The following is a 20,749-nucleotide window of genomic DNA, read 5'->3' on the forward strand; positions in this document are numbered from 1 at the left end:
CTCTGTGTTTGGACCCCATGTAGGTCAGTCGAGCGCGGCGATCCAGTTGGCGAGCGGTTCCCACAGGCGTGCGCGGGCGCTGCGTCCGACGATCATGCCGACATGGCCCATGCCGAGATCCCGGCGATCGGCGAGGCCGATCGCGGTGGCGGCGGGGACGATGCGGTCGCTTAGCGATACGAACTCTACGGTGGGGCAGGCTAGTGTGAGCGGATCGACCGGGGTGCCGGCGATGACCCAGCGGCCTTTGCCGGGCAGGTCGTTGGCGATGCAGTCCTCGAACAGCGACGCGGCGGCGGCGTAGGGTAGGGGGGCACCCGCGTTCGCCCAGTCCTCGAGTCGGACGAACGCGCGCGCTGCGTCGCTGTCTGGGGCAAGATCGGCGAAGACTTCGTATTTGGCGACCGTGCGCGCAGGGTCGAGTTGCCAGAAGCCGGCCTGAAGCACTTCCATCGGGAGCAGGCCGAGCATCGCCGCGGCGGGTCGCACCGCGGCCCAGGTCGCGGCGAGCGCGGGCCGGCCATCGCCATAGCCCTCGAAGTGCCAGGGGGCGGCGATCGTCGCGACGCCGGCTGTGGGGGTGATGGCGGCAGCCCCGATTGCCAGCGTGCCGCCGAGACAATAGCCGACGAGGACCGGCGGCTCGGGCAGCGTTCTGAGCAGCGGCACCAGCAACCGCTCGACATGTGCCGCGAGATCGAGGTCGCGGTCCGCGCTGCCGGGCGATCCCCAGTCGAGCAGCCAGGTATGAAACCCCTGCGCCGCAATCCATTGCACCAGCGAAGACTCGGACGAGTGGTCAAGGATTTCAGGGGGGTTTATCAGCGACGGGACGAACACCACGGGGCGTCCGGTGCCACCGTAATCGCGTAAGGAAACCCGCCCGGCACGGTGGATCGCGGGCATCGGATCGGAGCGCTCCTCTCGTGGGGCGGCCTGATACGCGCGTAGTCCGGCTAGTGCGCGGGCCATCCGTTCGGGCGATGCTGCGGTCTCGCTGCGCAGCACGGACAGGAACAAGGGTAAGGGCCTCGGTCCTTGTTGCGGTGCGTCATCAAAGACTGTAGCCTCCGTTTCAAACATAAGACGGGGGATCCATGAAGAAGCAACCGGCGGCCGACGGAATCGTCATTATCAAGAAGTACGCCAACAGGCGGCTCTATAACACCGAGTCCTCATCCTACATCACGCTCGATCATCTCGCGACGATGACCCGCGAGGGGCGCGACTTCAAGGTGGTCGACGCGAAGACCGACGAGGACATCACGCACAACGTCTTAACACAGATCATCATGGAAGAGGAGAGCCGTGGCGAGACGATGATGCCGGTGAACTTCCTCCGCCAGCTGATCTCGATGTACGGCGATTCGATGCAGACGATGGTGCCGGGGTATCTCGAGGCGTCGATGGACAGCTTCCGTCGCAATCACGACCAGTTCAAGTCCGCGGTCGAGGGCGCGTTCGCGAATTCGCCGTTCGCCGATATTGCCAAGCGCAATCTCGAGATGTTCGACGTCGCGGCGCAGGCGCTGAAGCCGGCCGCCCCCGTGCCGGCCGCGAGCAAGGACGACGAGATCGCCGCCTTGCGCACCGAACTCGCCAAGTTGCAGGAAAAGGTCGAGAAGCTCGGCTGACCGATGGCGACTTGGTTGTGGAGTGCGAGCGGCGGGCTGGCCGCGCTCGCCGTCGTCGCCGGACTGGGCGAACGGCGTCGGCGACGGCGGCACGATCCGGATTCGGTCGGCTGGGTGGACTGGCCGACGGTACAGATGCTGTCGCTGATCGCTCTGGCGGTAACGCTGGGGCTGGCGTTCAAGGTCTGAGTGGACGGTCGTTCCGCAGATAGACGACGGTGTGCCACGTGTTGCGCGGGGTGGTGAAGACCGGGCGGTAGTCGCGCGCGAGGCTGGCCTTGACCGCGTGCAGGCTGCCGGGGTTCCAGATCGACAAGCGCCGGTCCGAGGTGACGATGACCGGCGGGCGAGCGGCCAGGACGCGGCGTACTTCGGCGGCTTCGTCGATCCCCGTCGCGCCCTGTTCGGTCGCATAGGCGAGCATGTTGGGGAAGGCGTAGGGCGTCGGCACGCAGGCGTGCGCAAGGTGGTAGGTGATCGTGTCGCCGATGAAGACGTACGGGCATTCGGTGCCGCTGTTTGCCGCGACGATGTGCGCGACGCGGTAGGCGCCGGCGACGTCGCTGCGATTGACGATGCGCTCGACGATCAGGATGACGGCGGGAACCGCGAGCGCGAGGGCCAGCATGCGTACCGACCGTCCGAGCGTCGGCGCGGCGAGGATCGCGAGCGGGGCGACCAGCGGCAACGCGTAATGATCGAAAAACGTACCGATCGCCAAGAAGCCGACAAGCGCCGCGCCGAGCCATGCGAAGGCGGTCACCCTCGTGGCGCCGGGCACGCCGTCCCTCGGTCGGGCCCGGCACGTCAGGATCGCGGCGATCAGCAGCGGTGAAAGCTGCCCTGCGATTCCCAGGAGTCGCATCGCGAGCTGTCCCGCCGGATAGCCGCGACGCAGGGTGATCGAGGCGAAATTGGCGAACCAGAATGCGTCGAACGCCGCCGGCCCCTTGGCGAGATACCAGCCGATCGCGGCCAGCGTCGGCGCGAGGCCCATCAGAGCCCAGATCGCGGCTGCGGGGACGAGCATCACCCAGGATCCGCCCGACCGCCGGAAAAACCAGATATGCGCGAGCCCGAAGAAGGCGCCTTCGAACATCGGCGTGTATTTGAGCTGGATCGCGATCCCGGCGAGCAGGCAGGCGGCGATACCGCTCGCGACGATTGCGCCGGTCCGGCCCGCCGCCGCTTTCGCGGGTAACTGCAGGGTCAGCAACCCGGCGATCGCCATCGGCAGATTGTAGAAGACCGGCGCCTGCCCGCCGCCGCCGCCGACCAGCGAGATGCTGGCGAGATAGACTGCCCCCGCCGCGAGTGCGGCGCGATCGTTCGCGCCGATCGTCCTGGCAGCGCGTCCGACGACGATCGCGGTTACCCAGGCGCACAGGGTCGCGGCGAGTTGATAGGCGAGGATGCCGTTGCCGGGCAACAGGCGGATGCCGGCGAACAGCACGAACAGGCCGAGCGGCTTGCGGTCCCAGATGTCGAGGAACGGCACTGCCCCGCGCAGCATCAGGTCGCCGCCGAGCAGATAATATTGCTCGTCGACCTTGATGACAGGGTTGCCGAAATCCCAGGCGCGGATCGCCAGCGCGACCAGCAGCAGGATCAGCGCCCGCACCCAATGATTACGCAGCATCAGTAGAAGCTTTCGAGTGTCAGATTGCGGGTCGGTCCGTCGCACAGGCCCAGCCGGACCACCCGACCGGGGGTGCCGGCCGACCATCCAGCGAGCGGGTTAGTCGGATAGTCGGCGGGGATTGGTGCGCCATCGATCATGCAGATCGTCTCGCCCTCCTTCCAGCCGGCCGCCACGGCCGGGCCGCCGCGCATGACGTGGAGCACCTTCAACCGGTCCTTCTCGATGCCGACGAGCAGCCCGCTGGTCGAGCGGAGCGGCGGCATATCGGCCTTGGGTCCACGGCTGAGCACCATGCGGCGCGCGCCGGGATCGAGCAGGACGCGGTAGTTCTGAAGAAAGCCCGACCCGATCCGGCCGTTGGTGCCGATCGCCTGGGAGAAGCCGCCCGCGGGTTCGATGCGGACTTCGGCGGCGCGGGCGAGCATCTCGCCGACGTGGAGTTCGGGGACGATCGCCAGGCCGCTGACGGCGGGGCCGGCGAGCCCGAACGAAATCGTGGTCGTCGATCGCAGCCCTTGGAGGTTGGCGGCCTGCCAGCCCGCCGCGGTCACAGTGATTGCGGAGCCGTCGCCGGTGTCGACCACGATCGGTACCAGTCGCCGGCCTCCGAGCGTGATCGCGCTTTCGTAGACGCTGCGTTCCGACGAGACCCGCAACGGGGCGGTCTCGCCCCTGAACGGGAGGCGGCCCGTGCGGATCAGGCGGAAGCGATGCGCGGCGTAGTCGATGTCGAGCGCGTGGCCGGCGAGCATGTCGGCGCCGACGAGCACGTCGACTGCGGCGGCGCTGCCGGTAGCGATCGCGGGGAGGTCGGCGACCGTGACGCCGCCGCCGATGCGCGAGAGGCCGCCTAACTGTATCGTGCGGGTCGGCATCCAGCCGAGTGCGACCGATCCGCCTATTGCGGTGGCGCTGCCGCCCGCGACCAGCTTGGTTCGGTCGAGCGCGGGGGAGGCTTTTGCGAGCAACGTGTAGCTGACGCCCGTATCGAGGATCGCGCTGACGTCACGGCCGTCGAGTTGCATCGCGAAGCGGATCTGGTTGCCTGGGGTGATGTCGAACGGCACCCAGCGTGCCTCGGCGTCGGTCGCGAGGGCGTAGGTGCCGCGGTCTCGGGCGGCTGGAGGGATGGTGGCGACGGACGCGACTGGCGCGCGCGCGGAGACGACGAGGACCGCGAGCAACGGGACGAGGGCGAATAGGGCGCGGCGCATGTTCGGCTGTCCCTAGCGGTTCGGCGGCAGCGTACAAGCGGGCCGGCTTTGCGCGGAAGGTGGTTACCCTACCGCCGTAACGGCGTGCTCGTGCCTGGTGGCAGTCCGCGCGCGCCTCATGGGGAAACAGTCTCCTCGTTTTCTTACGCGCAAAAGTAGGTCGGCAATCCTACCCCGCCAAGGGGAGGTAGCTGGCGCTCGTCGGACGGAGGGGGAGGAAGTGCGAACCGGCGTACCGCGTCCTCCCCCTCCGTCACCTGCGGCGTGGTATTCGGTATGTTCGAGTGCAATCAGGTAGCGGCCGCGCTTACAGGCACGCCTCAAGATACGCCTGGTCGAACCCGAACTGCTTGGCCTTCTCCAGCGTATAGGGCCTGAGCCCCATCGACCGGTACTCGCCCAGGATCTTCCCGTCGGCGCTCTCGTCGAGATATTCGAACTTGAAGAGCTCCTGCGTGACGATCACCGGGCCTTCCATGCCGATCACCTCGGTGATGTTGGTGACGCGGCGCGAGCCGTCGCGCAGGCGCTTCACCTGGATGATCAGCTCGACCGAGTCCGCGATCTGGCGCGAGATCGCTTCCTTGGGCACCTTGATGTCGGACATCATCACCATGTTCTCCATACGCGCCAAGGCTTCGCGGGGAGAGTTGGCGTGGAGCGTGCACATCGAGCCGTCGTGACCGGTGTTCATGGCCGCGAGCATGTCGAAACACTCGGAGCCACGAATTTCGCCCAGGATGATCCGGTCCGGGCGCATACGCAGCGCGTTCTTCACGAGATCGCGGATCGAAATCTCGCCCTGTCCCTCGAGATTGGCCGGGCGCGTTTCGAGCGGGAGCCAGTGCGGCTGTTGCAGGCGAAGCTCGGCCGCGTCCTCGATGGTCAGCACGCGCTCGCCGGGGTCGATCATCTTCGACAGCGCGTTGAGCATCGTCGTCTTGCCCGAGCCGGTACCGCCCGAGATCACCACGTTGAACCGCGAGGCCCCTGCGATCTTCAGCGCGGTGGCCATCTTCGGCGACATCGAGCCGAACCCGGCCATCATGTCGAGGGTGATCGGCTTGGCAGAAAATTTACGAATCGAGATCGCGGTGCCACGAAGCGACAGCGGCGGCACGATCACGTTGACGCGCGAGCCGTCCTTGAGGCGCGCATCGGCGAGCGGCGAGGTCTGGTCGACGCGGCGGCCGACCGAATTGACGATCCGCTGTGCGATCTGGAACAGATGCTCCTCGTCGCGGAACTGGATCGGCGCGAGCTCGAGCTTGCCCTTCCGCTCGACATAGGTCTGGTCGGGACCGTTCACCATGATGTCGGTGATGTTCGGATCCGCCAGCAGCTCTTCCAACGGCCCGAGCCCGAGCAGCTCGTCGACCAGCACTTTTTCGAGCGCGAACTGTTCGCGGCGGTTGAGCGTCAGCTTCAGCTCGGCGAGCACCTCGCCGATGATAGGGCGGAACTCCTCCGCCAGTTCGTCCTTGTTGAGCGTCGCCGCAGCCTCCGGATCGACGCGTTCGAGGAGGCGCGGGAGGACCTGTTCCTTGATCTTGTGGATCGACTGTTCGAAGCCCTCGGTCCGACTGTTGCCGGCCTCGCCACTCGCATTCTGGCGATCGGACAGCCGCTGCATCGCATCGATCTGGCCGGCGGGCATCGTCCCGAGCCCGACGCCGTCATTCTCGCCGGGCATCGGCATCGATTCGAGCGGCGGAAACTGCGACCCACTTTCGGGCTCGGGACGCGGTGCCGGACCGCCCCCCTGCATCGGACGCGCGACGCCGAATGCCGGACGCGCCGCTTGCGCCCCGGTCTGCCCCCCGCTCATGCCACTACGACGCCCGAATGCGCTCATGCCCAAACCCCTGGATGATTGTCCCATGGGTTAGGCGCGAAGGCTTGATAATTCGCTAACCAAACCGCCCACGGAGGAAACACGGTGCTTCGCTCAGTCGCGGGGAGGGTTGATCGCTATCGATAACTCCCCGAAGACCGGCGCATGATCCGCCTGCTACTCCTCCTCGCGCTGACTTTCGGGTTGGCGAGTTCCGCGTCTGCGGACGATATCGCCGCCACCGGGCGCGGCGTGGTGCGCGTCGTGACGATCGCGGTGGTTGACGACCAGGTGGTCGGCTTCGGCCATGGCAGCGGCTTCGCGATCGCGCCGAACCGGATCGTCACCAACGCGCACGTCGTCGATCTCGCCGAGCGTTATCCCGACAACGTCGTGGTCGGCATCGTCCCGACCGAGGGCAGCAAATCCTACCAGGGCAAGGTGATCGCGTATGATTCGCAGCGCGACCTGGCGCTGATCGAGTTCACCGGCGCGCGCCTGCCGCCGAGCGCACTCTATACCGGGCCGATGACCGAGGGCGATCCGGTGGTGTCGCTCGGCTTCCCCGGCAACGTCGACCTGGCGACCGCGCGGTCGGCGGCGGATTATATCCGGCCGATGACGCCGGTGCGCTCGGAGGGCGTGCTCTCCGGGCGGCGCGTGCTGAGTAGCGTCGAGGTGCTGCTGCATACGGCGAGTATTGCGCGGGGTAATTCGGGTGGTCCTCTGCTCGATCGTTGCGGGCGGGTGATCGGAGTGAATTCGGCGATCACGCGCGGCGAAGAGGGGGATTCGACGTTCGGGTTCGCGATCGCGGATACCGAGCTGGCGGGCTTCCTCCACGATGCGAAACAGCCTTATGCGTCGATCGGGACGGGCTGCACGTCGATCGAGGATCGCTTGCGGCAGGACGCCGACGCGGATGCGAAGGCGTCCGCCGATGCGGCCTCCGCCAAGCGCGATGCCGCGACGCAGGATGCGATGACCCGCGAGGTCGCGCTGGAGAAGGCGCGGACCGAGGCGGGGCGGGCGCGGGAGAACGTGATGGCGCTTGCTGGGCTGCTGCTGGTGGCAGGGGCGCTGGTGATCGGGAGCGCGGGGTTGCTCGAATCGCGTGGCCAGCGGCGGCAGGCAGTTTGGGCGCTGGGTATCGGTGGGCTGAGCGTGCTGGTCGCGATCGTGGTGTTCGTGCTGCGGCCTTCGGGTGAGGTCGACGTGCCGCTGTCCGCGCTGCCCAAGACGCGGATATCGACGCCCGATGCGGCGCTCGGCAAGCTGATGTGCACGCTGATCCCGGAGCGCAGCCGGATCACGATCTCGTCGAGCGAGGACGTGCCGATCGACTGGGGTGCGAAGGGGTGTGTGAATGGCAAGACGCAATATATCGGCGCGAATGGTCGCTGGGACCGCGTGCTGGTGCCCGATGCCGAGCAGACCGTGTCCGTGCTGTCGTTCGATCCGGCGACGCGCGTGTATTCGAACACGCGCTATCTGATGTCGGCGGCGGGGATGGAAGCGGCGCGGACTGCGCGGGGCGTCGTGCCGAACGTGTGCAACATGGATGAGGCCGCGTTGGGCCGGCTTGCGGGGCAGCAGGCGGCGGTGCGTGCGGTATTGCCGCCGCTGCCGAACGAGAAGCTCGTCTATTCCTGCAAGTCGGCGCGCTGAGCCTCGGAGGCGAGTAGTGCGCGCTTGCGGTCCAGCCCGTAGGCATAGCCGCCTAGTGCGCCGCCGATCCGCTGCGCGCGGTGGCAGGGGATGACGATCGATACCGGGTTCTGACCGCATGCGGTGCCGGCTGCGCGGACCGCGGCGGGGCGGCCGGCCAGCGCGGCGAGTTCGCTGTAGGTGCGGGTTTCGCCGATCGGGATGGTGCGCAGCGCTTGCCAGATCGCTTCCTGGAAGGCGGTGCCGCGGACGTCCAGCGGGAGGTCTTGGTCGCGGTCGGGGGATTCGACGGCCGCGACGACGTGCGCCGCCAGGTCCGCGAGGGCTTCGTCGCCCGGCTCGATCGTTGCGTTTGGGAAGCGGCGGCGGAGTTCGTCGGCGTCTTCGTCGAACGACACGCGACACAGGCCCTTGTCGGTCGCGGCGACGAACAGCGCGCCCAGGCTCGTGTCGGCTGTGGTCCAGCGGATGGTGACGCCTTCGCCACCCCGCGCCCAGGCGCTGGGGGGCATGCCGAGGCGTTTGGCGTCGGCCTCGTAGAAGCGGCTGGGGGCGGAATAGCCGGCGTCGTAGATCGCTTCGGTCACGGTCGAGTCCTCCGATAGAGCGTTGGCCGCGCGGCCGGCTCGCAAAGCGCGCGCATAGGCTGCGGGGGTGATGCCGGTGGCGCGCTTGAACAGGCGGTGGAAATGGTGCGGCGCGTAGCCGACTTTGGCGGCGACATGATCCAGCGAGAGGCGGTCTTCGGCGGCTTCGAGAAGGGCGACCGCGGCGGCGACGGCGATGCGGTCGCGGCCGACGTCGTCCGGGGTGCAGCGCAGGCATGCGCGGAAGCCGGCGGCGCGGGCGCTGGCTGCGTCGGGGTGGAAGGTGACGTTCTCGCGCTTGGGGTGGCGCGCGGGGCAGCTTGGCTTGCAGTAGATGCCGGTGGTCTTCACGCCGACGATAAACCGGCCGTCCCACGCGCGGTCGCGGCGCTCGAACGCGGTCCAGGCGGTGTCGGTGTCGGGGGCAGGGACGGTGGTCATGGGATCGGTATAGCCGGTCGCGCGGCGCGCGCATCCCGTGGCTTGCGGTCAAAGCGGAGCCAATCGCCGACCCGGCCGTTCTCTTGTGCATACCCCATAACGAAAGATGTCTCATGGCCTCCGACACCCCCGTCTGGTTCATCTCTGGCTGCTCGACCGGTTTCGGTCGCGAACTCGCGAAGCTCGTCCTCGCGCGCGGCTGGCGGGCGGTGGTGACTGCACGGGATGCCGACCGCGTCGCCGACGTGGCGGAGGGCGCGGAGGATCGTGCGCTTGCGCTGTCACTCGACGTGACGGAGCAGGCGCAGATCGACGATGCCGTGGCGCAGGCCAAGGCCAAGTTCGGGCGGATCGACGTGCTCGTGAACAATGCGGGCTACGGCTATCAGGCGTCGGTCGAGGAGGGCGTCGACTCCGAAATCCGCGCGCAGTTTGATGCGAACGTGTTCGGGTTGTTCGCGCTGACGCGGGCGGTGCTGCCGATCATGCGGGGGCAGAAGAGCGGCAACATCATCAACATTACGTCGGTTGCCGGTCAGGTCGGGTTTCCGGGATCGGGCTATTATGCCGCGTCGAAGCATGCGGTCGAGGGTTGGTCGGATGCGTTGCTGGCCGAGGTAAAGCCGCTTGGGATCGACGTGACCTGTGTCGAGCCGGGGCCGTTCCGGACGGATTGGGCTGGGCGGTCGCTGAAGCAGACGCCGGTGAAGATTGCGGACTATGCGGATACGGCCGGCAAGCGCCTGGACGGGACGCGGGAGGTGAGCGGGACGCAGGCGGGTGACCCGGTACGCGCGGGCGAGGCGATGATCGCGCTGACTGAGGATGCGAACCCGCCACGGCATCTGGTTCTCGGGGCCTGGGGGTATGATGCGGTGACGACGAAGCTCGCCGAGCGGCTGAAGGAGATTGAGGCGCATAAGGCGGATAGTCTGGGGGCCGATTTTCCAAGAGAGTAATCTCGGGAGAGCGACAGAGGGTTGTTTCCCCGCGAAGGCGGGGACCCAGACTGGGCTCCCGCCTTCGCGGGAGAACAAGGAAGCAGGGGGTGCCTCCACGTCTTTAGCGCGATCTTGGATGAGGACTTCTGCCAAGGCACCACCCCGGCGAAGGCCGGGGCCCAGTTGGAAAGGTGGCAATAACGAAGGGCCGTCCTTCGTTAGCAACGTCCCCCAACTGGGCCCCGGCCTTCGTCGGGGTGGCGTTAGTATTTGGGAAGGGAGACTCAGCCGCCGTTGGCCCGGAAGAGGTGCAGCGTGCGCTGCTTGGCAAGCTCAGCACTCGGCTCGTGGTAATCCTTCCGCCGATCCGAATTGAACCCGTGCCCCGCCTCGTAGACATACACCGTCGCATTCGGCCAATCCTTGGCGATGACCTGCTCGACGCCGTCCATTGGGATACCGTGGTCGTGGCGACCGAAGTGGAGGATCACCGGCACCTTCGGTTCCTCGTCCGCCGCGGCCGGGATCATGCTCCCGTAATAGCCACTGGCCGCTGCCAAGCCGTGCAGTTTGGTCGCGGCGAACCACGCGACCGAGCCGCCATAGCAATAGCCGACCACGAACACCGGCCCGGCGGGGGTGAGCGTGTCGATGCAGGTCTGGACGTCCTTCAGCGAAAGCTCGAACGGATGGAGCTGCCGCGCGAGTTCGACGCCGCGCGCGAGGCCTTCGCCCGAATAGTCCGCCTCGAAGCCGGGGTGCTCGCGGTCGAACAGGGCCGGCGCTAGAACCTCGTAGCCCTCGGCGGCGTATTCGTCGCACAGGTCGCGGATGTGGTCGGTGACGCCGAAGATCTCCTGCACCAGCACGACGCCGCCGCGGCGCTCGCCGGTCGGCTGTGCGTGATAGACCGCGACGGTCGCGCCGTCGGACATCGTCATCGTTTCCATCGTGCCGGTCATTCTGTTTCCCTATCCGTCATGCCGGACTGGTTCCGGCATCCACCGTGCCGCATCGGCAACAAGCCGTAGGGTTAGCGGAGCGGTGGACCCCGGAACAAGCCCGGGGTGACGGAGAGTGAATGACAAAACAGTCACAAACCCGTCCCCCTGACCCTCCCGCCGGGTTGCCAATCCGACAACCCGATGCTAACCGCGCCGCGTCCCAGGAGAGGTGCTTTCGCGCCCTCTCTTCCTTTGGGTCGGTTATTCGTTGCAGGCGAGGATAGAGGTTCCGTGGAGACATCCGGCGGTATTCAAGCGAGCTTAGGCGGGCGTTATGCGCTGGCCCTGTTCGAACTCGCGCGTGACGCGAAGACGATCGACGCGGTCGAGTCGAGCCTGGCGAACGTGCGCGACGCACTCGCGCAGTCCGAGGACTTTCGCAATCTGACCGTCAGCCCGATGGTCTCGCGTGGCGCTGCCGTAAAGGCAGTCTCTGCGGTTGCCGACGAGCTCGGCGTCGATGCGACCACCAAGAGCTTCCTCGGCGTGCTTGCCGAGAACCACCGGCTGGGCGCGCTGCCGAAGATCATCAAGGCGTTCCGGACACTTGCCGCGCAGCATCGCGGCGAGATCGCCGCCGAGGTGACGTCCGCGCATCCGCTGACCGACGAGCAGGTGATCGAGCTGAAGCATCAGCTCCGCCAGCGCGTCGGCCGTGAAGTTTCCGTCGACCTCAGCGTCGACCCATCGTTGCTGGGTGGACTCGTCGTCCGCGTCGGCAGCCAGATGATCGATTCGTCGATCAAGACGCGTCTCAACACTCTCGCGCACGCGATGAAGGGCTAAGCTAATGGATATCCGCGCCGCAGAAATCTCGAAGATCATCAAGGATCAGATCGCCAATTTCGGCACCGAGGCCCAGGTCAGCGAGACCGGCCAGGTGCTGAGCGTCGGCGACGGCATCGCGCGCATCTTCGGCCTCGACAACGTCCAGGCCGGCGAGATGGTCGAATTCTCGAACGGCGTGCAGGGCATGGCGCTCAACCTCGAGGCCGATAACGTCGGCGTCGTGATCTTCGGGAGCGATTCCGAGATCAAGGAAGGCGACATCGTCAAGCGCACCGGCACGATCGTCGACGTGCCGATCGGCAAGGAGCTGCTCGGCCGCGTGGTCGATGGTCTCGGCAACCCGATCGACGGCAAGGGCCCGATCCACACCACCGAGCGCAGCCGCGTCGAAGTGAAGGCACCGGGCATCATCCCGCGCCAGTCCGTCAGCGAGCCGGTCCAGACCGGTCTGAAGGCGATCGACGCACTCGTTCCCGTCGGCCGCGGCCAGCGCGAGCTGATCATCGGCGATCGCCAGACCGGCAAGTCCGCCGTCGCGATCGACGCGTTCATCAACCAGAAGATCGCCAACGCCGGCGACGACGAGTCGAAGAAGCTGTATTGCGTCTATGTCGCGATCGGCCAGAAGCGCTCGACGGTCGCACAGCTCGTCAAGACGCTCGAAGAGAACGGCGCGATGGAATACACCATCGTGATCGCCGCGACCGCGTCGGACCCCGCACCGCTTCAGTATCTCGCGCCGTACACCGGCGTCGCGATGGGCGAGTATTTCCGCGATCGCGGCATGCACGCGCTGATCTGCTACGACGATCTGTCGAAGCAGGCGGTCGCGTATCGCCAGATGTCGCTGCTGCTGCGCCGTCCTCCTGGCCGTGAAGCGTATCCGGGCGACGTGTTCTATCTCCACAGCCGCCTGCTCGAGCGTGCGGCGAAGATGTCGGACGCGAACGGCGGCGGCTCGCTGACCGCGCTGCCGATCATCGAGACGCAGGCGGGCGACGTTTCGGCGTACATCCCGACCAACGTGATCTCGATCACCGACGGCCAGATCTTCCTCGAGACCGACCTGTTCTTCTCGGGCGTGCGTCCGGCGATCAACGTCGGCCTGTCGGTGAGCCGCGTCGGTTCGGCCGCGCAGACCAAGGCGATGAAGAAGGTGTCGGGCTCGATCAAGCTCGAGCTGGCGCAGTACCGCGAGATGGCGGCGTTCGCGCAGTTCGGGTCGGATCTCGATGCGTCGACGCAGAAGCTGCTCAACCGCGGTGCTCGTTTGACCGAGCTGCTGAAGCAGGCACAGTTCTCGCCGCTGCCGTTCGAGGAGCAGACGGTGTCGATCTTCGCCGGCACCAGCGGCTATCTCGACAAGGTGCCGGTCGCTGACGTGACCCGCTATGAGCAGGCGCTGCTGGCCGACATGCGCGCGAACCATGCCGACGTGCTGAAGCTGATCCGCGATACCCGCGACCTGGGTAACGAGGCGAAGGACAAGCTGAAGGCAGCGCTCGAAGCGTTCGCGAAGACGTTTGCTTGATTAGCTTCCTCTCCCCTGCGGGGAGAGGGTTGGGTTGAGGGGTTGTACCGGGCGTTGCGCTTTGCAACTGCCCCTCACCCCGACCCTCTCCCCGCAGGGGAGAGGGAGCAGAGCGTGTAATCCGACCCTCCTCTGTGAGGAGCGAGGGAGCAGGAAGAGAAGATGGCATCACTTAAGGCCCTCAAGATCCGCATCGGCTCGGTGAAGTCGACGCAGAAGATCACCAAGGCGATGAAGATGGTCGCCGCTGCGAAGCTGCGCCGTGCGCAGGACGCGGCGGTCGCCGGGCGTCCGTATGCCGAGCGTCTCGAAGCGGTGATGGCGAGCCTCGCGGGGCGTGTCGGCATCGCGCCGGGCGCCTCGCCGTTGCTCGCGGGCACCGGCAAGGACCAGGTCCACCTGATCGTCATCGCGACGTCGGAGCGTGGCCTCGCGGGCGCCTTCAACACCAACATCGTCCGTGCGGCACGTCGCAAGGCCGAGGAGCTGATCGCGGCGGGCAAGACCGTTAAGTTCTACGTCGCCGGCAAGAAGGGGCGCGTGATCAAGCGCTTCTTCCCGAACGACATCCTCGCCGATCACGAGATGGGCCAGATCAAGCGTCTCGCGTTCAGCGACGCGCAAAAAATTTCCGAAGACCTGATCAAGCGCTTCGGCGAAGGCCAGTTCGACGTCGCGCACCTGTTCTACGCGAAGTTCGTATCGGCCTTGGTGCAGGTCCCGACCGGCATCCAGATCATCCCGATCCCGCTGTCGACGATCCCCGGCGCGGAAGCCAAGCCGGGTGCGCCAGCAGAGGCCGTGGTCGAGTATGAGCCTGACGAGGAAGCGATCCTCGCCGATCTCCTGCCGCGCAACGTCGCGATCCAGATTTTCCGCGCGCTGCTCGAAAATGCTGCGTCGGAGCAGGGCTCGCGCATGAACGCGATGGATAACGCCACGCGCAATGCCGGCGACATGATCACGCGTCTGTCGATCCAGTATAACCGCACGCGTCAGGCCGCGATCACGACCGAACTGGTCGAGATCATCTCGGGTGCCGAAGCGCTGAAATGAAGGTCGCGGTCGCCCTGACCCTGACTGTGATGCTGGCTGGCTGCGGCAAGCCGGCACCGTCGGTGCGCGAGCAGGAGGCGGCGCAGACCGCCTCCGTCGCGATGCTGTCGGGCTGGGACCGCCTGTTCGCCTCCCCGCAGGAGACGATCGGCGCGATCAACCAGGCGGGCTTCGCGCTGGGCGACTATGCGGCAAAGGACGGTGGCTTCACCGCGACCGGCCAGCCGCGGATGTTCTCCAATTCCAACGCGGCCAAGCCCAACACGACCTCGGTCGCTGTTACCGGCAAGACCGCTGCGGCGATCGATACCGTGGCCTATACGATGACGCTGACCGACCCGGTCGATGCGACCACTGCACGGATGCGGCTCGCGCAGACCGTCGGCGAGTTTCTCGGCCGCTTCAAGATCAAGGCGTCGCCCGACCTCTTGCGGGCGATCCGCCTTGGCCAGCCGCTCGATGCGGCGCCCGCCAAGGTTGCGATCGTCCCTGCTACCAACACCACGCCTCGCCGCGTGGACGTGACTTTTACCCGTTCTCCGGCTACCAGCCCGGCCAACAACAAGACCCAAGGATAGTGTGATGGCAACCGCCGCTGAAGACATCCGCCCGACCGAGGGCAGCTCGAAGGCCACGAACAACACCGGCCGCATTTCGCAGGTGATCGGTGCCGTCGTCGACGTGCATTTCCCCGACAATTTGCCCGCCATTCTGTCGGCGCTCGAAACCGACAACAACGGCAACCGGCTCGTCCTCGAAGTCGCGCAGCATCTCGGCGAGAACACCGTTCGCACGATCGCGATGGACGCCACCGAGGGTTTGACCCGCGGCCAGACCGTCACCGACACCGGCTCGCAGATCCGCGTGCCGGTCGGCCCGAAGACGCTCGGCCGCATCCTCAACGTCATCGGCGAGCCGATCGACGAGCGTGGCCCGGTCGGCGCAGAAACGACCGCCCCGATCCACGCCTCGGCGCCGTTGTTCGTCGACCAGTCGACCGAGAGCGCAATCTTGGTCACCGGCATCAAGGTCATCGATCTGCTCGCGCCGTATGCCAAGGGCGGCAAGATCGGCCTGTTCGGCGGCGCCGGCGTCGGCAAGACCGTGCTGATCCAGGAGCTGATCAACAACATCGCCAAGGGTCATGGCGGCACCTCGGTGTTCGCGGGCGTCGGCGAGCGTACCCGCGAGGGTAACGATCTGTACCACGAATTTCTCGACGCGGGCGTCATCGCCAAGGATGCCGATGGCAATCCGCAGTCGGAAGGCTCGAAGGTCGCGCTCGTGTTCGGCCAGATGAACGAGCCGCCAGGCGCGCGTGCCCGCGTCGCGCTGTCGGGCCTGACGATCGCCGAGTATTTCCGCGACGTCGAAGGCCAGGACGTGCTGTTCTTCGTCGACAACATCTTCCGCTTTACGCAGGCAGGCGCCGAGGTTTCGGCCCTGCTCGGTCGTATCCCGTCGGCCGTGGGCTATCAGCCGACGCTGTCGACCGACATGGGCGCGCTGCAGGAGCGCATCACGTCGACCAACAAGGGGTCGATCACCTCGGTGCAGGCGGTGTACGTTCCCGCAGACGATCTCACCGATCCGGCACCTGCGACGTCGTTCGCGCATCTCGATGCGACGACCAACCTCAACCGTGCGATCTCGGAGCTGGGCATCTACCCGGCAGTCGATCCGCTCGATTCGACCTCGCGTCTGCTCGAGCCACGCGTCGTCGGCCAGGAGCATTACGACACCGCGCGTGCCGTTCAGTCGACCTTGCAGAAGTACAAGTCGCTGCAGGACATCATCGCGATTCTCGGGATGGACGAGCTGAGCGAAGAGGATAAGCTCACCGTCCAGCGGGCGCGGAAGATCCAGAAGTTCCTGAGCCAGCCGTTCCACGTCGCCGAGGTCTTCACCGGCATCAGCGGCAAGTTCGTCCAGCTCGAGGATACGGTCCGGTCGTTCAAGGCGGTGGTCGAGGGCGAATATGATCACCTGCCAGAGGCGGCGTTCTACATGGTCGGCGGCATCGACGAAGCCGTCGCCAAGGCCGAGAAGATGGCTTCCGAGGCGTAACTTCTAACTGCTCCCCCTCCCGCTAGCGGGAGGGGGCTGGGGGGTGGGCACCCGCTCTCCACGTCGCGCGACGCTGTTAGCGCGAGCCCACCCCCGGCCCCTCCCGCATGCGGGATGGGAGTGAGACCAAGACATGCTGCATTTCGAATTCGTCACGCCAGAAAAGCTCGTCCGCTCGGAGGAGGTCTACATGGTCGTCGTCCCCGGCACCGAAGGCGATTTCGGCGTCCTCGAAGGCCACGCGCCCTTCATGTCGACGGTCCGCGACGGCGGCGTGCAGATCTTCCGCACGCAGAACGGCACCCCCGAGGTCATCGCGATCAAGGGCGGTTTCGCCGAGGTCAACGCCAAGGGTCTGACTGTCCTCGCCGAACACGCGGGCGAGTAAGCGACCGGAGAAATATCGGCGCCGCCTGAACACGAGATTTAGCGGTGGCCGCCGCCCAGTATCGTCATCCTGACGAAAGTCAGGACCCAGAGCCACGCAACGCCACCCTCTGTTACCCTGGATCCTGACTTTCGTCAGGATGACGGGAGGGGTGGAGCGTGACGGCCAACGCTACAAGAAATTATACGGGTCGACGTCCACCGTCACTCGCACCTTCGACGGCCAGTCCAGCTTCCCCAGCCAATCCCGGATGACGTCCTGCACATCCAGCGCCCGCCGCGCATGGACCAGCAGCCGATACCGATGCCGCCCGCGCAACATCGCCAGCGGCGCCGGCGCGGGGCCGTAGACGTGCATCCCCTCGACCTCGGGCGCACTCCGCCCCACCAGCTTCGCCGTATCGTGCGCGCACCCCTGGTCCTCAGACGATACCACGATCGCAGCATAGCGCCCGAACGGCGGCGCCCCCGCATCCTTCCGCGCATCGGTCTCCGCCGCGTAGAACGCATCCGCATCGCCGGTGATGAGCGCCTGCATGACCTGCGCCCCGGGGCTGTGCGTCTGGATGAACACATGCCCCGGCTTCTCGCCGCGCCCCGCACGGCCCGACACCTGCCGGATCTGCTGGAACGTGCGTTCCGCCGCGCGCAGGTCGCCGCCGTCGAGTCCCAAGTCCGCATCGACCACGCCGACCAAAGTAAGGTTGGGGAAGTGATAGCCCTTCGTCACCAGTTGCGTGCCGACGACGATGTCGATATCGCCCGCCTCCATCCGCCCGACGAACTCCGCCGCCTTCGCCGGCGACCAGATCGTGTCCGACGTGACAACCGCGGTCTTCGCCTCGGGGAACAGCGCCGTCACTTCGTCCGCGATGCGTTCGACGCCGGGCCCGCAGGCGACCAGCGTATCCTCGCCCTTGCACTCGGGACACACGCGCGGGGTCGGCTCGATGTGTCCGCAATGGTGACAGGCGAGCCGCCGCGTCAGCCGATGCTCGACCATCCATGCGGTGCAGTTCGGGCACTGGAACCGGTGCCCGCACGTCCGGCACAAGGTCAGCGGCGCATAGCCGCGGCGGTTGAGGAACAGCAGCGACTGCTCGCGCCGCTCCAGCGTTTCCTGCATCGCCTTGACGAGCCGCGGGGCGAGCCAGCGACCGCGCTCGGGCGGTTCCTTGATCAGGTCGATCGGCTCGATCGTCGGCATCTCCGCCGCGCCGAACCGACCGGGCAGCTTCAGCTCCGCATACCGCCCGGTCACCACCTGTTGCCGCGTCTCGATTGCCGGCGTGGCGGAGGCGAGGATGACCGGGCAGCCCTCGAACTTGCCCCGCATCACGGCGACGTCGCGCGCATGATAGTGCACGCCCTCTTCCTGCTTGAAGCTCGTCTCGTGCGCCTCGTCAACGACGATCAGCCCGAGATCGCGGTACGGCAGGAACAGCGCCGACCGCGCGCCCACCGTCACCAATGCCTCACCACTGGCAATCGCCCGCCAAGCCCGCCGCCGCTGGGTCGAGCGCAGCCCCGAATGCCACGCGATCGGCTCGCACCCGAACCGATCGTGGAAGCGCTTCAGGAACGGTTCGGTCAGCGCGATCTCGGGGAGCAGGACGAGTGTTTGGCGCCCGTCGCGGATCGCCTGTGCGACCGCCTCGAAATAGACCTCGGTCTTGCCCGAACCGGTCACGCCGTCGAGCAAGGTCGGGTGGAACACATGCTCCGCCACCCCCGCGACCAGCGCGTCCGCCGCCGCGCGCTGATCCTCCGACAGGACCGGCTCGTGATGCGCCGGATCCGGGATGGGGTAGGGGCTGTCCAGGCTGACCTCGACGGCCTCGATCGCGCCGACCTTCACCAGCCCGCGGATCACCGCGTCGCTGACGTTCGCGGTCGTGGCGAGTTCACGGATAAGCCCCTGACGATCGCCGATCCGCTCCAGCGCCTGCTCGCGCTGCGGGGTGAGTCGGGGCGGCACGACGCCGGTCGCGCGATATTCAACCGCGGTCCGCGCGCCCTCCAGCGCCGACGTCGACGCCAGCGTCATCCGCAACACCGACGCCGCCGGTGCGAGGTAATAATCCGCGGTCCACTCCACCAGCCGCCGTAGCGGTGCCCCCAGCGGCGGGACGTCGGCGACCGCGAGCAGGTTGCGCAACCGGTTGTCGCCGACCTCGGCGTCGGACGGCATCCGCTCAGCCTCCCACACCACGCCGAGCAACTGCCGTGGCCCCAGCGGCGCGACCACGATCGAGCCCGGTCCGACCTCCATGCCAGCAGGCACGCGGTAGTCGAGCGGCCCGAGGGCGGCGTTTAGGATCAGGACACGGGCGCGGGACGACATCGTGTTCGTATATGGGGGCAGATCGCGCTTGCGTGAACCGCCTAAGCTCGCCCGCCCGTGTCAGGCTGCGTTGCGGGTAGCCGAACGCCTTCGCTCGCCGACCCGTGTCCGCTTTGCCTTGTAAAGCACGGTGTCCGCGAGATGGAAGAAATCGCGGATCGAATGACAGTCCGGTTCCAGCGCGGTGATGCCGACAGTGCCGGCGCTGACCATCGCCAACCCGTTGAGTGCGATCGGAAAGCGCAGCGCGTCCTCGAGCCGCTCGCGGATATGACGCGGGTTCGCGGTCAAGTCGGTATCCTCGATGATGATTCCGAACTCGTCGCCGCCAAGTCGCGCCGCGAAGCTGCCCCTGAGCCACGGTAACTGCAGCACTCGCCCGACGCCGCGCAGGACGTCGTCGCCCGCGGTATGGCCGAGGGTATCGTTGATCGCCTTGAAGCCGTCGAGATCGACCAAGGCCAGCAACAAGGGCGTCCGGTCGGCGTGCGACCTGGTCATCGCAGCGTCGAGCATGCGGTCGAACGCCGCACGATTGGCGATGCCGGTCAGCGAGTCGGTGTCGGCGGAGCGACGCAGCGTGGTTTCGAGCGCGTGCCGCTCTGTGACGTCCTGGAACACGCCGACCAGTGCTATCACCTTTCCATCGACCGTTTCGCTCTCGCCGAAGACGCGAACACGGCGTGCCTCGCCTTGTGCGGTCTCGAAGTCGACCTCCAGGTCGAACGGCGTACCGGTCTCGATCGTGGTGTTCAGCCCCGCCGTGATCTGGTCGCGCGCGTGTGGCGGATAAAACGCCATCGCGACGGACATCGAGGGCTGGTCGCCGACCGGAAGTCCGTGGATATGATAGACGCCGTCCGACCATTGCAGCGTGTCGTCGCCGTCGAGCGACACGCGCCACGATCCCATCGCCGCCATCCGCTCGGCCTGGCGGAAGATACGATCCTGGCGTGCAAGGGTCGCGGCTTGCCGATCGGCGGTCGTCGCGATCTCGATCGCCGTGTGGGCTGCGGCGCGAGCGGCGATCATCGCCTCGGTCAAAGTCGCGAGGTGTGCCAGTGCGCGCTGGCCGGCGGCGTCCAGCGTGCGCGGCGCCGTATCGATGACGCACAGCGAGCCGACCGGCTGGCGATCGCCCCGATCGTCGATCGCGAAGACCGGCGCGCCGGCATAGAACCGCGCGCCCTCGGCGGCCCTGACCAACGGGTTTTCGTCGAACCGCGGATCGAGCGCCAGATCGTCGATCACCAGCGGTCCCTCCCCGCGGATCGTGACGTTGCACATGCCGATGTCGCGAAAGATCTCGCCGCGCTCGCAGCCATCCGCTGCCTTGATCCAGATCCGATTGCCGTCGATGAACGACAACAGGGCGATCGGGCAACCGAGCATTTCCGCGGCCACCGCGACCAGCGCGTCGAATTCACGCTCGGGTTCGGTGTCGAGCAGCGCCAGCGCGTCCAGCGCCGCCAAGCGCCGCGCTTCATCCGTAAACGCATTGGTGACGAGATCGGCTGGCGACATGCGATTCTTGATATCGGTTCGGGGTTAATTTTCTTTGCCTGCCGAATGCGTTACTGTCCACGCCGTGACGCAGACAACGCTCCTGC

18 protein-coding genes are annotated in these 20,749 nt (G+C 66.8%); 10 read left to right on the forward strand and 8 right to left on the reverse strand.

Annotation, left to right across the window (positions count from 1 at the left end; genetic code table 11):
- Nucleotides 1-24 precede the first annotated feature (24 nt).
- Nucleotides 25-1,020: an alpha/beta fold hydrolase gene (locus O6Y00_RS01055; protein ID WP_353440823.1), complete on the reverse strand. Its 996-nt coding sequence runs from the start codon at nt 1,018-1,020 to the stop codon at nt 25-27.
- A 77-nt stretch (nt 1,021-1,097) separates the two neighbouring features.
- On the opposite strand from O6Y00_RS01055, the gene phaR reads away from it, so the two are divergent.
- Together phaR and O6Y00_RS01065 are read left to right on the forward strand one after the other, a co-directional pair.
- Nucleotides 1,098-1,634, forward strand: a complete 537-nt coding sequence (gene phaR / locus O6Y00_RS01060) for a polyhydroxyalkanoate synthesis repressor PhaR (RefSeq protein WP_353440824.1) — start codon at nt 1,098-1,100, stop codon at nt 1,632-1,634.
- Between the two features lie 3 nt (nt 1,635-1,637).
- Complete coding sequence (locus O6Y00_RS01065; RefSeq protein WP_353440825.1) at nt 1,638-1,823, forward strand: hypothetical protein; 186 nt, start codon at nt 1,638-1,640, stop codon at nt 1,821-1,823.
- Here O6Y00_RS01065 and O6Y00_RS01070 read toward each other — a convergent pair.
- The 3 genes from O6Y00_RS01070 to O6Y00_RS01080 all read right to left on the reverse strand — a co-directional run bounded on the left by O6Y00_RS01070 (nt 1,813) and on the right by O6Y00_RS01080 (nt 6,345).
- Nucleotides 1,813-3,273, reverse strand: coding sequence for a hypothetical protein (locus O6Y00_RS01070; protein ID WP_353440826.1), 1,461 nt, complete (start codon nt 3,271-3,273; stop codon nt 1,813-1,815). The two genes, O6Y00_RS01065 and O6Y00_RS01070, sit on opposite strands and share 11 nt — an antisense overlap.
- On the reverse strand, nt 3,273-4,490 hold the full coding sequence (locus O6Y00_RS01075; RefSeq protein WP_353440827.1) for a hypothetical protein: 1,218 nt from the start codon (nt 4,488-4,490) through the stop codon (nt 3,273-3,275). The genes O6Y00_RS01070 and O6Y00_RS01075 overlap by 1 nt, the downstream gene beginning before the upstream one ends.
- 307 nt (nt 4,491-4,797) lie before the next feature.
- A complete protein-coding gene (locus O6Y00_RS01080; RefSeq protein ID WP_353440828.1) occupies nt 4,798-6,345 on the reverse strand; it encodes a CpaF family protein in 1,548 nt (515 codons plus the stop codon).
- A 144-nt stretch (nt 6,346-6,489) separates the two neighbouring features.
- Between O6Y00_RS01080 and O6Y00_RS01085 the strand changes: the two genes are divergently transcribed.
- The gene (locus O6Y00_RS01085) at nt 6,490-7,992 is read left to right on the forward strand and encodes a S1C family serine protease (protein ID WP_353440829.1); all 1,503 of its coding nucleotides are present in this window, start codon (nt 6,490-6,492) and stop codon (nt 7,990-7,992) included.
- Here O6Y00_RS01085 and ada read toward each other — a convergent pair.
- Complete coding sequence (ada, locus tag O6Y00_RS01090; RefSeq protein ID WP_353440830.1) at nt 7,968-9,020, reverse strand: bifunctional DNA-binding transcriptional regulator/O6-methylguanine-DNA methyltransferase Ada; 1,053 nt, start codon at nt 9,018-9,020, stop codon at nt 7,968-7,970. The two genes, O6Y00_RS01085 and ada, sit on opposite strands and share 25 nt — an antisense overlap.
- 113 nt (nt 9,021-9,133) lie before the next feature.
- Between ada and O6Y00_RS01095 the strand changes: the two genes are divergently transcribed.
- Nucleotides 9,134-9,979 (forward strand): oxidoreductase, encoded by an 846-nt coding sequence (locus tag O6Y00_RS01095; protein WP_353440831.1) that lies wholly within the window; start codon nt 9,134-9,136, stop codon nt 9,977-9,979.
- Between the two features lie 266 nt (nt 9,980-10,245).
- Here O6Y00_RS01095 and O6Y00_RS01100 read toward each other — a convergent pair whose 3' ends face one another.
- Nucleotides 10,246-10,923, reverse strand: coding sequence for a dienelactone hydrolase family protein (locus tag O6Y00_RS01100; protein ID WP_353440832.1), 678 nt, complete (start codon nt 10,921-10,923; stop codon nt 10,246-10,248).
- 273 nt (nt 10,924-11,196) lie between these two features.
- Between O6Y00_RS01100 and O6Y00_RS01105 the strand changes: the two genes are divergently transcribed.
- The 6 genes from O6Y00_RS01105 (at nt 11,197) to O6Y00_RS01130 (ending at nt 16,796) form a co-directional block, all read left to right on the forward strand.
- A complete protein-coding gene (locus O6Y00_RS01105; protein ID WP_060527190.1) occupies nt 11,197-11,751 on the forward strand; it encodes a F0F1 ATP synthase subunit delta in 555 nt (184 codons plus the stop codon).
- 4 nt (nt 11,752-11,755) lie between these two features.
- Entirely contained in the window at nt 11,756-13,285 is a 1,530-nt protein-coding gene (gene atpA, locus O6Y00_RS01110) for a F0F1 ATP synthase subunit alpha (protein WP_055873607.1), read from the forward strand.
- Nucleotides 13,286-13,447: 162 nt separating this feature from the next.
- Nucleotides 13,448-14,341 carry a F0F1 ATP synthase subunit gamma gene (locus O6Y00_RS01115; protein WP_353440833.1) on the forward strand — a complete coding sequence of 298 codons (894 nt, stop codon included), beginning with the start codon at nt 13,448-13,450 and terminating at the stop codon, nt 14,339-14,341.
- Entirely contained in the window at nt 14,338-14,919 is a 582-nt protein-coding gene (locus O6Y00_RS01120) for a hypothetical protein (RefSeq protein ID WP_353440834.1), read from the forward strand. Before O6Y00_RS01115 ends, O6Y00_RS01120 begins: the two co-directional genes overlap by 4 nt.
- 4 nt (nt 14,920-14,923) lie before the next feature.
- Nucleotides 14,924-16,408: a F0F1 ATP synthase subunit beta gene (gene atpD, locus O6Y00_RS01125; RefSeq protein WP_056055325.1), complete on the forward strand. Its 1,485-nt coding sequence runs from the start codon at nt 14,924-14,926 to the stop codon at nt 16,406-16,408.
- A gap of 133 nt (nt 16,409-16,541) precedes the next feature.
- On the forward strand, nt 16,542-16,796 hold the full coding sequence (locus O6Y00_RS01130) for an ATP synthase F1 subunit epsilon (RefSeq protein WP_353440835.1): 255 nt from the start codon (nt 16,542-16,544) through the stop codon (nt 16,794-16,796).
- Between the two features lie 171 nt (nt 16,797-16,967).
- Here the strand turns inward: O6Y00_RS01130 and O6Y00_RS01135 are convergent, their stop codons facing one another.
- Both O6Y00_RS01135 and O6Y00_RS01140 read right to left on the reverse strand, forming a co-directional pair.
- Entirely contained in the window at nt 16,968-19,139 is a 2,172-nt protein-coding gene (locus O6Y00_RS01135) for a primosomal protein N' (RefSeq protein ID WP_353440836.1), read from the reverse strand.
- Between the two features lie 60 nt (nt 19,140-19,199).
- Nucleotides 19,200-20,663 carry a sensor domain-containing diguanylate cyclase gene (locus O6Y00_RS01140; protein ID WP_353440837.1) on the reverse strand — a complete coding sequence of 488 codons (1,464 nt, stop codon included), beginning with the start codon at nt 20,661-20,663 and terminating at the stop codon, nt 19,200-19,202.
- Nucleotides 20,664-20,749 lie beyond the last annotated feature (86 nt).

It is taken from the genome of Sphingomonas faeni, assembly GCF_040407565.1.
In the GTDB taxonomy this organism is placed as follows: Bacteria; Pseudomonadota; Alphaproteobacteria; order Sphingomonadales; family Sphingomonadaceae; genus Sphingomonas; species Sphingomonas faeni_F.